This window comes from Actinophytocola sp. (assembly GCF_035712165.1).
GTDB lineage: Bacteria > Actinomycetota > Actinomycetes > Mycobacteriales > Pseudonocardiaceae > DASYTH01.
The window spans coordinates 1-11,786 of the sequence record NZ_DASTBH010000426.1; the positions used below are offsets into that span (position 1 = coordinate 1).

The 11,786-nt window shown below is 72.5% G+C and carries 12 protein-coding genes and 3 pseudogenes; 11 read left to right on the forward strand and 4 right to left on the reverse strand.

Features of this window, described 5'->3' with window-relative positions; translation table 11 throughout:
• Positions 1 to 233: pseudogene (locus VFO68_RS23560) on the reverse strand (xanthine dehydrogenase family protein molybdopterin-binding subunit); the annotation flags it as partial.
• Between the two features lie 275 nt (positions 234 to 508).
• Here VFO68_RS23560 and VFO68_RS23565 point away from each other — a divergent pair.
• From VFO68_RS23565 to VFO68_RS23580, 4 genes are read left to right on the forward strand one after another with little or no spacing between them, the layout of a single operon-like run.
• Positions 509 to 2,710: a nitrate- and nitrite sensing domain-containing protein gene (locus VFO68_RS23565; RefSeq protein WP_325160543.1), complete on the forward strand. Its 2,202-nt coding sequence runs from the start codon at positions 509 to 511 to the stop codon at positions 2,708 to 2,710.
• A 2-nt stretch (positions 2,711 to 2,712) separates the two neighbouring features.
• Complete coding sequence (locus tag VFO68_RS23570; protein WP_325160544.1) at positions 2,713 to 3,117, forward strand: roadblock/LC7 domain-containing protein; 405 nt, start codon at positions 2,713 to 2,715, stop codon at positions 3,115 to 3,117.
• Entirely contained in the window at positions 3,114 to 3,482 is a 369-nt protein-coding gene (locus tag VFO68_RS23575; protein WP_325160545.1) for a DUF742 domain-containing protein, read from the forward strand. Before VFO68_RS23570 ends, VFO68_RS23575 begins: the two co-directional genes overlap by 4 nt.
• Positions 3,463 to 4,038, forward strand: coding sequence for a GTP-binding protein (locus VFO68_RS23580; protein WP_325160546.1), 576 nt, complete (start codon positions 3,463 to 3,465; stop codon positions 4,036 to 4,038). The genes VFO68_RS23575 and VFO68_RS23580 overlap by 20 nt, the downstream gene beginning before the upstream one ends.
• Here the strand turns inward: VFO68_RS23580 and VFO68_RS23585 are convergent.
• Complete coding sequence (locus tag VFO68_RS23585; protein ID WP_325160547.1) at positions 4,019 to 4,720, reverse strand: CDP-alcohol phosphatidyltransferase family protein; 702 nt, start codon at positions 4,718 to 4,720, stop codon at positions 4,019 to 4,021. The two genes, VFO68_RS23580 and VFO68_RS23585, sit on opposite strands and share 20 nt — an antisense overlap.
• A 67-nt stretch (positions 4,721 to 4,787) precedes the next feature.
• Between VFO68_RS23585 and VFO68_RS23590 the strand changes: the two genes are divergently transcribed.
• The 5 genes and pseudogenes from VFO68_RS23590 to ribA all read left to right on the forward strand — a co-directional run.
• The gene (locus VFO68_RS23590) at positions 4,788 to 5,759 is read left to right on the forward strand and encodes a zinc-binding alcohol dehydrogenase (protein ID WP_325160548.1); all 972 of its coding nucleotides are present in this window, start codon (positions 4,788 to 4,790) and stop codon (positions 5,757 to 5,759) included.
• A gap of 22 nt (positions 5,760 to 5,781) precedes the next feature.
• The gene (locus tag VFO68_RS23595) at positions 5,782 to 6,180 is read left to right on the forward strand and encodes a 6-carboxytetrahydropterin synthase (protein ID WP_325160549.1); all 399 of its coding nucleotides are present in this window, start codon (positions 5,782 to 5,784) and stop codon (positions 6,178 to 6,180) included.
• 8 nt (positions 6,181 to 6,188) lie between these two features.
• Positions 6,189 to 7,265 carry a glycosyltransferase family 4 protein gene (locus tag VFO68_RS23600; RefSeq protein ID WP_325160550.1) on the forward strand — a complete coding sequence of 359 codons (1,077 nt, stop codon included), beginning with the start codon at positions 6,189 to 6,191 and terminating at the stop codon, positions 7,263 to 7,265.
• Positions 7,253 to 8,182, forward strand: coding sequence for a lysylphosphatidylglycerol synthase transmembrane domain-containing protein (locus VFO68_RS23605; protein WP_325160551.1), 930 nt, complete (start codon positions 7,253 to 7,255; stop codon positions 8,180 to 8,182). Before VFO68_RS23600 ends, VFO68_RS23605 begins: the two co-directional genes overlap by 13 nt.
• A pseudogene (gene ribA, locus VFO68_RS23610) lies at positions 8,179 to 8,730 on the forward strand (GTP cyclohydrolase II); the annotation flags it as partial. The gene VFO68_RS23605 and the pseudogene ribA, both read left to right, overlap by 4 nt.
• A gap of 59 nt (positions 8,731 to 8,789) precedes the next feature.
• Here ribA and VFO68_RS23615 read toward each other — a convergent pair.
• Together VFO68_RS23615 and VFO68_RS23620 are read right to left on the reverse strand one after the other, a co-directional pair.
• A complete protein-coding gene (locus VFO68_RS23615) occupies positions 8,790 to 9,518 on the reverse strand; it encodes a creatininase family protein (RefSeq protein WP_325160552.1) in 729 nt (242 codons plus the stop codon).
• A gap of 41 nt (positions 9,519 to 9,559) precedes the next feature.
• Positions 9,560 to 10,291, reverse strand: a complete 732-nt coding sequence (locus VFO68_RS23620; RefSeq protein WP_325160553.1) for a CBS domain-containing protein — start codon at positions 10,289 to 10,291, stop codon at positions 9,560 to 9,562.
• Positions 10,292 to 10,374: 83 nt separating this feature from the next.
• On the opposite strand from VFO68_RS23620, the gene VFO68_RS23625 reads away from it, so the two are divergent.
• Both VFO68_RS23625 and VFO68_RS23630 read left to right on the forward strand, forming a co-directional pair.
• Entirely contained in the window at positions 10,375 to 11,415 is a 1,041-nt protein-coding gene (locus VFO68_RS23625; protein WP_325160554.1) for a zinc-dependent alcohol dehydrogenase family protein, read from the forward strand.
• A 119-nt stretch (positions 11,416 to 11,534) separates the two neighbouring features.
• A pseudogene (locus tag VFO68_RS23630) lies at positions 11,535 to 11,786 on the forward strand (hypothetical protein); the annotation flags it as partial.

Below are 11,786 nucleotides of genomic sequence, written 5' to 3' on the forward strand. Positions count from 1 at the left end.
AGTTTGAGCAGCCCCGAGGTGGGCAGCGCCGCGGTGGTCAGCACGTCGCCGAGGTCGGCGAACTCCGCCAGGCTCGGCAGGCCGGGCACGGCCGGCGCCGGAGCGGCCTGGGCGCCGGTTCCCAGCCGGACCGCGATGGTCAGCGTGGGGGCCGCGACCAGAAACCCGAGTATTCCGCGGCGGGCTACCTTCCAGGAGCCGTCCTCGTCCGGATTTGTCCGCGGACCCGCCATTTCACTCCTCATTGGTATTTGTGCGCGATATTGGCTGCCAGCCCCTGGCCGGAGCGGACAGTAGTGCCGCCGAACGAGGCCCGGCAAGCGCATGGGGGCAGGTAGGGGCCTCGATGAGGGGGTCATCCCCCAACCCCCTAACCCCGGCGGCGACCGCCCTTAGGGGATTTCGTGACCTTGGTTGACGGCATTGAAACAGCTCCCTAATCTCGGCAGATCACAAGGGCCGGGGAGTCCATTCGCTGATTTCCGACTGAAAGGCGTGGGATCACTGGATGCCTGTACACCAGCCGCGGCGCTCGGGCGCCACGATCGGGACGCGGGTGCTGTTCATCGCCCTGGTGCCCAGTCTCGCGGTGCTCGTGGTCGGTGCGGCGCTGTCCACCTACCTGGTGCGGCAGGGCCTTGCCGCGAACGGGTTCGCGCAGGACGTGCGCGGCGCGCTGGACCCGATCTCCCGGTTCGTCACCGACACCCAGGAGGAGCGCAGGCTGACCATGCTGCGCGGCGCCGCGCCGGGCGCCGCCGACGCCGCCCTGACCGGCCAGGACCAACTGGACACCGCCCGGCGCCGGGTGGACGACTCGCTGGCCGCGCTGTCCGGCACGGCCGACCGGCTCGCCGACGGGGCCCCCGACGGCCTGCGCCGGTCGCTGACGTTTCTCACCGAGTCCGGGCACGGCCTGCCGGCGATCCGCCAGCAGATCGACACCGGCGTGCTGGACGCCTGGCGCGCCTATCACGTCTACAACGACCTGCTCGACCAGTGCGGTGCGGTGATCCAGGGGATCGCCCGGTCCGCGGCCGACGCCGAGGTCGGGTTCGAGCAGATGATCAGCTATGACCTGTTCAAGTCGGCCGAGGCGATGTCCCGCTCGCATGCCATGGCGGTGCGCGCGGTCGCGTCCGGACTGGACGGCACCCAGTTCCACGAACTGGCCCACCAACTCGGCATGTACCACGAGCAGATCGAGTCGGTCGTGCCGCGGATGACCGAGCAGGAGCGGTCCGGCTACGCCGCGCTGAAGCAGACGCTCTGGTGGACAACGCTGGTCGCCGGGGACAACTCGCTGATGAACCGGGGCCCCTCGACCGCACCCGCGAACTTCGACGTGGTCCAGTGGGAGAGCGCGGCGCGGCAGGTCGGCGACGGGCTGATGCGCCTGTACGTCTCGCATTCCCGCTACGGCGCCAACCTGGCCACCGACAAGGGATCGGCCACGCTGCGCACCTCGATCACGGCCGGCGCCGCCATCCTGGTCTTCGGGGTGCTGTCCATCCTGGTCGCGCTGCGGCTGTCCCGGAAGCTGGTCCGCCGGCTGCGTGAGCTGCGCGGCGAGACGCTGGACGTGGCCCACCACGAACTGCCCCGGATGGTGGCGACCATCCGGTCCGGCAACCGGATCGACCTGGACCGGCAGATGCGCCACCTGGACTACGGCGGGGACGAGGTCGGGCAGGTCGCCGACGCGTTCAACACCGCGCAGCGCACCGCGGTCGCCGCGGCCGTGCGGGAAGCCGAGACCCGGCAGGGGGTGCGCTCGGTGTTCCTCAACATCGCCCGGCGCAGCCAGGTCATCGTGCACCGCCAACTGCAGGTGCTCGACGAGGCCGAGCGCACGGTGGACGACCCGGAGCACCTCAGGACCCTGTTCCAGCTCGACCATCTGGCCACCCGGGGCCGGCGCAACGCCGAGAACCTGATCATCCTGGCCGGCGAGCAGCCCGGCCGGCAGTGGCGCCATCCCATACCGCTGCGCGACGTGGTGCGCAGCGCGGTGGCCGAGACCGAGCAGTACACCCGGGTCCAGGTGACCAGCCTGCCGGAGGTGTCGGTGGCCGGCGCGGCGGTGGCCGACATCGTGCATCTGATCGCCGAACTGGTCGACAACGGCGCCGCGTTCTCGCCCCGGGAGTCCACAGTGGAGGTTCGGGGCAACCGGGCCGGCCGCGGCGTGCTGGTGCAGGTCGAGGACCAGGGCCTGGGCATCGAGGAACCGGCGCTGACCGAGATCAACCAGATGCTGCACGAGCCGCCCGACTTCAATGTGATGGCGCTGTCCGCCGAGTCCCGGGTCGGTCTGTTCGTGGTGGCCCGGCTCGCCGCCCGGCACGGCATCAAGGTGTCGCTGCGCGAGTCGGACTTCGGCGGCACCTGCGCGGTGGTGCTGATCCCGGCCGACCGGATCGCCGACGGCGCCGACTCCGCCGGTCCGTCCGCCGAACCGCCGCCGGGCGGCGTGCGGATGATCGGCGGCCGGCCACCGCTGCCGCGCCGGGAGCGGCAGACCAACCTGGCCGCCCAACTCGTCTCCGGTCTGCCCGCGGAGGAGACCGGCCCGGTTCATCCCGAGGACGAACGGCTCCGCTCGGAGCGGCGCCGCAAGACCATGACGGCATTCCAGCAGGGCACCCGGCAGGGCCGGGGTGGCAGCCAGACGGGCCAGTGGCCCGACCCGAACAGGCGGGGAGTGTGAGAGTGCGAGCGAGCGACGGAACCGAACTGAACTGGTTACTGGACGGGCTGGTCGATCGGACCGCCGGGGCGAACCGCGCGGTCGTGCTCTCCGCGGACGGGTTGCTGCTCGGTCAGTCCGGCAACATGTCGCAACCGGACGCCGAGCACCTCTCCGCGATGGCCGCGGCGTTCCAGAGCCTGGCCAAGGGCACCGGCCGGCACTTCGGCGGCGGCGAGGTCCGGCAGACCGTGGTCGAGATGGACCACGCCTACCTGCTGGTCACCGCCGCCGGCGCGGGCGCGTGCATCGCCATGCTGGCCGGCGAGGAGGCCGACCTCGGCATGCTCGCCTACGAGACCAACCTGCTGGTGTCCCAGGTGGGCGCCGCGCTCTCGGCCGCCCCGCGCGGCGCCGGGTTGTCATGACCGCTGCCGAACAGGCGTGGTACGACGACGACGCCGGACCGCTGGTGCGGCCCTACGCGCTCACCGGCGGCCGCACCGAGACCGGCCGCTACGACCTGGACGTGATCACGCTGGTGGTCGCCGTCGAGCCGGGCGCGCACCTGCACCTGGTCGGGCCGGACCACCAGCGCGTGCTGCGCGCCTGCGCCCATCCGTCGTCGGTGGCGGAGGTCTCGGCCCGGCTGAACGTTCCGCTGGGGGTGACCAAGATCCTCATCGGCGACCTGATCGAGTCGGGTTACCTCGTCTTCCGGTCCGGTGTCCAGCAGGACGCGCCGGACCTGGTGATGATGCAGAAGGTGCTTGATGGCATTCGCAACCTCTGAGCCCGGCGTCGCCGTCAAGATCCTGATCGCCGGCGGTTTCGGGGTCGGCAAGACCACGATGGTCGGCGCGGTGAGCGAGATTCCGCCGCTGCGCACCGAGGAGCTGATCACCGAGCCGAGCTCCGAAGTGGACAGTCTGGTCGGGGTGGAGGACAAGACCACCACCACCGTCGCGCTGGACTTCGGCCGGATCACGATCAGCTCCGGGCTGGTGCTGTACCTGTTCGGCACACCCGGTCAGCACCGGTTCTGGTTCATGTGGGACGAACTGGCCCGGGGCGCGCTGGGCGCGGTGGTGCTCACCGACACCCGCCGGCTGTCCGACAGCTTCGCCGCGATCGACTTCTTCGAGGAGCGCGGCGTGCCGTTCGTGGTCGGGGTCAACTGCTTCGACGGGCTGCAGCTCTACAACACGGCCGAGGTCCGCACCGCGCTGGACCTCACCCACGCGGTGCCGCTGCTGCTCTGCGACGCCCGCGACCGCGCCTCCGCCAAACGCCTGCTGAGCAGCCTGGTCCGGGTCGCGATGGCCGGCGCTACCGCGGCGGCGTGGTGACCCGGTTGCGGTAGAGCCAACCGACGTCCCGGGTGAACGACCAGGTCAGCGCGGCCAGCGCGGACAGCACCGCGATCGTCGCGACCGGCGCCGGCAGCACCCCGGCGGCGGCCACCACCAGCACCACGCCCTGGACGGCCGCCACGACCTTGCTCGACCAGCGCGACGGCGGCTGGCGGCGCAGCCACGGCAACACCGCCCCGGCCGCCACGAAGGCGTACCGCATGGCCCCGATCGCCAGCACCCAGCCGCCCAACCGGCCGGCCACCTCCACGCTGAGCACCAGAATCAGGAAGGCGTCGACCTCCAGGTCGAACCGGGCGCCCAGCGGGGAGGACTCCCGGATGGCCCGGGCCAGCCAGCCGTCGAGCGCGTCCATGCCCAGCGCCACCGTGGCGAGCGTCACCATCGCGGGCTGCGGCGCCGCTCCGGGCGGGGCCACCAGCGCCAGCACCCCACCGACCAGCACCGCTCTGGCCAGGGTGATGCGGTTTGCCGGGCCGAACGAATGGGCATTCACCCGCCGCAACCCTGCGGCCAGAAAGGCTCCGCCGAGCAGGGCATAGCCGAGCCCGGCCAACCAGCCGGCGAGGCCGAGCCCGACAAGCCGGTGCAGCCCGAAGAGCAGGGCAAACTCGGCGAGCAGACCGGCGACGGCCACGCGAACCGGAAGACGAGCCACCGCGTCCTCCGCAGCCGGGTGCACCACGTATCGTGACCGCGAGCTTAACGGGGAGGGGACGGAGCCGATGGAGCGTGCCTTCTGGCTCCGCGAACCCGGGCACGGCGAAATCCGCGCGGTCGAGCTGCCCCGGCCCGGTCCGGACGACGTGCTGGTGCGCACGCTGTACTCGGCGGTGAGCCGGGGAACCGAGGCGCTGGTGTTCCGCGGCGAGGTGCCGGCGAGCCAGCACCAGGCGATGCGCGCCCCGTTCCAGGAAGGCGAGTTCCCGGGCCCGGTCAAGTACGGCTACCTCAACGTCGGGGTGGTCGAGGAAGGTCCGGAACGGCTGCGCGGCCGGACGGTGTTCTGCCTCTATCCCCATCAGACCGCCTACGTGGTCCCGGCCAGCGCCGTGACCGTGGTACCGGACGCGGTGCCGGCCGCGCGGGCGGTGCTGACCGGCACGGTGGAGACCGCCGTCAACGCCGTGTGGGACGCCGCGCCGATGCTCGGCGACCGGATCGCGGTGATCGGCGCCGGGATGGTCGGCGCCAGCGTGGCCGCTCTGCTGGCCCGGTTCCCGGCCACCCGGGTGCAGCTGGTGGACGTCGACCCGACCCGGGCCGAGCTGGCCAAGGCGCTGGAGCTGGACTTCGCGCTGCCGGCCGACGCGCTCGGTGACTGCGACCTGGTGGTGCACGCCAGCGCGAGCGAGGCGGGCCTGGCCCGGGCGCTCGAGCTGGCCGCCCCGGAGGGCGTGGTCGTCGAGCTGAGCTGGTACGGCGACCGGGCGGTGCGGGTGCCGCTGGGGGAGTGGTTTCACTCACGCCGGCTGGTGCTTCGCGGCAGCCAGGTCGGTGTGGTATCGCCGGGCCGGGCCGGCCGCCGGGGTTACGCGGAACGGCTGGTCACGGCGATGGAGCTGCTCACGGACGCACGGTTCGACGCGATGATTCCCGGAGAGTGTGGGTTCGACGAGTTGCCTGCCGCGCTGCCGCGGTTAATCAGAGGTGAACTGCCTGGGCCCTGCCTGCGTGTTAGGTATGACGCTCATTAGCCCACGCCAAGGAGGCGCCCGGTTGTTCAGCCTCACCGTTCGTGACCACGTGATGGTCGCGCACAGTTTCCACGGGGAAGTGTTCGGTCCCGCCCAGCGACTGCACGGCGCGACGTTCCTTGTGGACGCCACGTTCCACCGGGCCGAGCTCGACGACGACAACCTGATCGTCGACATTGGACTGGCCACCAAGGAGCTCGGCGGCGTGCTCGCCGACCTCAACTACCGCAACCTCGACGAGGTGCCCGAGTTCGCCGGGATCAACACCTCGACCGAGTACCTGGCCAAGGTGATCGCCGACCGGCTCGCCGGCCGGGTGCACGACGGCGGGCTGGGCGAGGGCGCGCGGGGGCTGGCCGAGATCACGGTCACGCTGCACGAGTCGCACGTGGCGTGGGCGAGCTACCGGCGGGCGCTATGACCACGTCGATGACGACATTTCTGGTGCCCGGCGGCATCGACGACGCGGCCGCGCCGAGTGGCGGCAACGTCTACGACCGCCGGATGAGCCGGATCCTGGCGAACTGGGTGGCCGAGGTGCCGGTGCCGGGTAGCTGGCCGCTGCCGGACCGGGCGGCCCGCGCGACGCTGGCGATGACCCTGGCCGGGCTGCCGGACGACTCGGTCGTGCTGATCGACGGCCTGGTGGCCTGCGGGGTCCCGGAGGTCGTCGTGCCGGCCGCCCGCCGGCTGCGGGTGGCGGTGCTGCTGCACCTGCCGCTCGGCGACGAGACCGGGCTGCCGCCGACCCTGGCCACCGACCTCGACGCCCGGGAGCGGGAGACGCTGCACGCGGTGACCGCGGTGATCGCCACCAGCCCGTGGGCCGGCCGCCGGCTGGTCGAGCACCACGGACTGGACCCGAAGCGGGTGCACGTGGTCCCGCCCGGAACGGACCCGGCGCCGCTGGCGCACGGCACCGACGGGTTCTCCCGGCTGCTCTGCGTCGCCTCGGTGACCCCGCGCAAGGGACAGGACGTGCTGGTCGAGGCGCTCGCCCAGGTCGCCGACCTGCCGTGGCACTGCGAGTGCGTCGGCTCGGTGCGCGGGCACCCCGGCTACGTCGAGCGGCTGCTGCGGCTGATCGCGCTGCGCGGCCTGGCCGGCCGGGTGACCCTGGCCGGGCCGATGTCGCCGGCCGACCTCGCGCCCCGCTACGCCGCGGCCGACCTGGTGGTGCTGCCGTCCCGGGCGGAGACCTACGGCATGGTGGTGACCGAGGCGCTGGCCCGTGGGCTGCCGGTGCTGGCCACCGCCGCGGGCGCGCTGCCGGACACCCTGGGGCAGGGACCGGACGGCGAGCTACCCGGCATTCTCGTGCCGCCCGGCGACGTGCCGGCCCTGGCCGAGGGGCTGCGTCAGTTCCTCACCCAGGCCCGGCTGCGCAACCGGCTGCGCAACGCGGCCCGGGACCGGCGCCAGTCGCTCGAGGACTGGGATGCCGCGGCCCGCCGGCTGGCCGCCGTGCTCACTCGGCTGTGGCGGGAGCCGTCATGCGCAATCTGACCTGGAAGAGCGCATGGCCCTGGCTGCGGTTGGTGCTCGGGCTGGGCATCGTGGTCGCGCTGGTCATGCATGTGGGCAGCCGCAGCGTGCTGGACGGCCTGCGCGCGATCGACGCCGGTGAGGTGGCCGCCGCGCTGGGTATCGGCCTGGTGACCACGGTGCTGTGCGCGTGGCGCTGGTCGTTCGTGGCCCGCCGGCTGGGCCTGCGGCTGCCGATGGGCCAGGCCGTCGCCGACTACTACCGGTCGCTGTTCCTCAATGCCGTGCTGCCCGCCGGCGTGCTCGGCGACGTGCACCGCGCGGTGCGGCACGGCCGCCAGGAGGGTGACGTCGGCCGGGGCGTGCGCGCGGTGGTGCTGGAGCGGGCCGCCGGCCAGGCCGTGATCATCGCGGCGGCGGTGGCGGTGCTGGTCACCCTGCCGTCCGCCGGCCCGGCCCGCGACATCGTCCTGATCGTGCTGGGCGTGGTGGCCCTCGGGGTGGTGGGGCTGCTGGCCGCGCGCCGTCGCGTCGCCCCGGACTCGCGCTGGGGCCGTACCCTGGACGATGTCCGGGTGGGGCTGCTGGCCCGGGACGCCTGGCCGGGCGTGGCGCTGCTGTCGGCCGCCGCTCTCGCCGGGCACATCGCGCTCTTCATCATCGCCGCGCACGCCGCGGGTGCGACGGTCCCGGCCGCCCAACTGGTGCCGCTGGTGGTGCTGTCGCTGCTGGCGATGGGCCTGCCGGTGAGCATCGGCGGGTTCGGACCGCGCGAGGGCGTCACGGCGCTGTCGTTCGGCGCCGCGGGACTGGGTTCGGCCCAGGGGCTCACCGCGGCCGTGATTTACGGGGTGCTCGGGCTGGTGGCGAGCCTGCCCGGAGCGTGGATGCTGGTTCGCCGCTCGCCGGCGCTGCACAGACAGGGAGTGACGACATGACCGGCCTGGCCGAAGTGGGGCCAAAGGCGACCGAGCGGGTGGTGGACATCCAACTGCCCACCGTCTACGGCGAGTTCAGAGCCGTGGGCTATCTCGACCCGGTCCGGGAGGACGAGCATGTCGCGCTGATCTACGGCGACGCGCCCCGGCGCGACGCTCTCACCCGGGTGCATTCGGAATGCCTGACCGGGGACGTCTTCGGGTCCACCCGGTGCGAGTGCGGCGAACAGCTCACCGCCGCGCTGCGGGCGATCGTCGCCGAGGGCGCCGGGGTCCTGATCTACATGAAGGGCCACGAGGGTCGCGGCATCGGGCTGTTAGCCAAGCTCCGGGCCATGCGGCTGCAGGAGGAGGGCCTGGACACGGTCGAGGCCAACGTGGCGCTCGGGCTGCCGGTCGACGCCCGGGACTACCAGGTCGCCGCCGACATCCTGCACGACCTCGGGGTGCACTCGGTGCGGCTGCTGTCGAACAACCCGAAGAAGCTCGACGCCTTGCGGCGCTACGGGATCCGGATCAGCGAGCGGGTGCCGCTGCTGGCCGTCCCGAGCCAGGACAACCTGCCCTACCTGCGCACCAAGCGGGAGCGGCTGGGTCACTTCCTGCCTCATCTGGACGCAGTGCTCAGCGCCGAGAGCACGTCGGCGAACGAGGCGACCAGGCTGGCCAGCGCGTCGCGGCCCTTCTCAGGCGAGGCCAGGGAGGGCATGCCGACCACGCCGGACTCGGTGTAGGCGGACAGGCCGAGAGTCAGCATCCGGTTGCGGTCGTCGGCGACGTGGTCGTGCGCCGCGTAGTCCGGCCGGACCAGTTCCGGGTGGGCGTGCAGCAGCAGCGACGTCTCGAGCTCACCGGCGTGCATGTCGGTGTCGGCGTTGGTGCGCACGCCGCCGGCCACCCGCGCCGCGGCCCAGTCGACCTCGGTGGGGAACAGGGCCATCCGGTGCCCGCGCGAGCCGGCCTCCTGGACCACGTTGCCCAGCACGTAGTTCCCGCCGTGCCCGTTGATCAGGACCAGCCGGTCGACCCCGGCGCCGCGCAGCGACGCCGCGATGTCGGTGACCACCGCGTACAGGGTGGCCGCCGAGATGCTGACCGTGCCGGCCCAGCCGGCGTGTTCGTGGGAGCAGGAGACGGTGACCGGCGGCAGGTGCAGCACGGGGTAGGCGGCCGCGACCGCCCGGGTGATCACGGCGGCGATCACCGTGTCGGTGATCAGCGGCAGGAAGGCGCCGTGCTGTTCGAAGCTACCCACCGGCAGCACCGCGACCTCGGCCCGCCGGGCCTGCTCCTCGGCCGAGGTGTTGGTCGGAAGTAGGTGATCGATCTCGGTCATGCTGTCGAGCATGCCGGACCGGCGCGCGTCCGGCCGAAGGCTCAGCGCGGGGGCCGATAGTAGACCGGGACCGGCTCGTGGGTGATGTCGACGGCCATCGACCCCGGAACGCGGACGGCGGAGTCGTCGAAGGCGTAGCTGAGCTGGGAGCGTACGTCCACCACGCCGTCGACCCGGGCGGTGAGCCGCTCCGCGACCGGGACCAGGCTGCGCCGCTCGAGCTCGCCGCGCAGCACCACGACGCCGTGCCGCACCTCGATGGTCACCTCGTCCGGTCCGACCGGCACGCCCATGCCCCGCTCGAACACGTCGTGCGCGATCTCGGCGGCGATGTCGGAGTCCGGGCGCAGGAACACCTCGAGCAGGTCGCGGCGGCTGACGATGCCGACCAGGGCGTCGTTGCCGTCCACGACCGGCAGCCGGCGCACGCCGTATGCCTCGATCAGCCGCGCGGCCTCGGCCACGGTCGCCTCCGGTCCGACCGTGTGCACCGGGGTGCTCATCAGCCCGGCGGCGGTGGTGGCCTGGACCTGGCGGACCCGCTGCCGGGGGACCCGGATCCGGCGCCGCGCGGGCGCCTGCTGCCGGCCACCCTGCCTGGGCAGTAGGTCTCCCTCGGTCACCATCCCGGCCAGCCGGCCGTCGGCATCGAGCACCGGAACGCCGCTCACCTCGCGTTCGTGCAGCAGCGCGACGATGTCCTTGTAGGGCGTGCCTTCCTCGACCGTGGTGACCTCGGTGGTCATCACGTCGGCGACCTTCCGGTGCTTCATCGTGACCTCCCGTATGCTCACCGTGACGCTAACGTGGACAGTCCGATGTGTCCGTCCACATTCACGCCAGTGGGTGAGATGCCATGAAGGCGCTCGTGTACGACGGTCCGGGTCAGCGGGCGTGGCGGGACGTGACCCAGCCGGCCCTGCTCGAGCCGACCGACGCGATCGTGCGGGTGGACGCCGTCACCATCTGCGGCACCGACCTGCACATCCTCCGGGGCGACGTGCCCAGCGTGGAGCCCGGCCGGATCCTGGGCCACGAGGCGGTCGGCACGGTCACCGAGATCGGCGCGGCGGTCGGCAACGTCGCCCCGGGCGACCGGGTGCTGGTCTCCTGCATCAGCGCGTGCGGCCGGTGCCGGTTCTGCCGGGCCGCCGCCTACGGCCAGTGCGCAGGCGGTGGCGGCTGGATCCTCGGCCACCGGGTGGACGGCACCCAGGCCGAGTACGTGCGCGTGCCGTTCGCCGACACCTCCGCCTACCGGCTGCCGGAGCGGGTGAGCGACGAGGCGGCGGTGCTGCTCGCCGACATCCTGCCCACCGCTTTCGAGGTCGGCGTGCGCAAGGCGGGGGTGGCGCCGGGGGACACGGTGGTCGTGGTCGGGGCGGGGCCGATGGGGCTCGCCGCCATCGTCACCGCCCAGCTCTACAGCCCGAGCCACATCGTGGCCGTCGACCTGGCCCAGTCCCGGCTGGACGCGGCCAAGCGGTTCGGCGCGGACATCGTGGCCAACCCGCAGCAGGGCGTGGTGGCCATGGTGCGCGAGTTGACCGACGGGCTCGGCGCGGACGTGGCGATCGAGGCGGTCGGAGTGCCGGAGACCTTCGAGCTGTGCACCACTCTGGTCCGGCCCGGCGGGCACGTGGCCAACGTCAGCGTGCACGGCAAGCCGGCCACCCTGCACCTGGAGGATCTGTGGATCCGCAACGTCACCGTCACCACCGGGCTGGTGGACACCTACAGCACCCCGACGCTGCTGCGGATGCTCGCGGCCGGACGGCTGGACACCTCCCGGTTCGTCACCCACCGGTTCGGCCTGGCTGACATGACCGAGGCCTACGACGTGTTCGCCGAGCCGGCGCGGACCGGTGCGCTGAAAGTGGTCCTGACCCGGGCGTAGCTCCAAAGTCCACACGGTGTGCGCGATTGTCCACGCCGCACGCTTTACCGTGCTTGACAGGAGCGCCCTGAGTCCACATAGGACAAACTCTGCCCGCGTGTCGCACGGGAGGTGTCGCCATGCCCAAAACTGTGTGGTTGTCCGGACGGATATCGTCGGTGATCGGCGCGCTGGTCGCGGTCGCCGCGGTGGTGGCGGGACTGTTGCTGGTCTCGCACGCGCCGGCGGCTCGCGCGGACACCCTGCTGTCGGACAACTTCGAGGACGGCAACCTGGACGGCTGGACCCGCTCCGGCGGCTCCTGGTCGGTGGCCACCGACGGTTCCCGGGTGGCCCGCCAGTCCAGCACCAGCAGCGACGCCCGCGCCCTG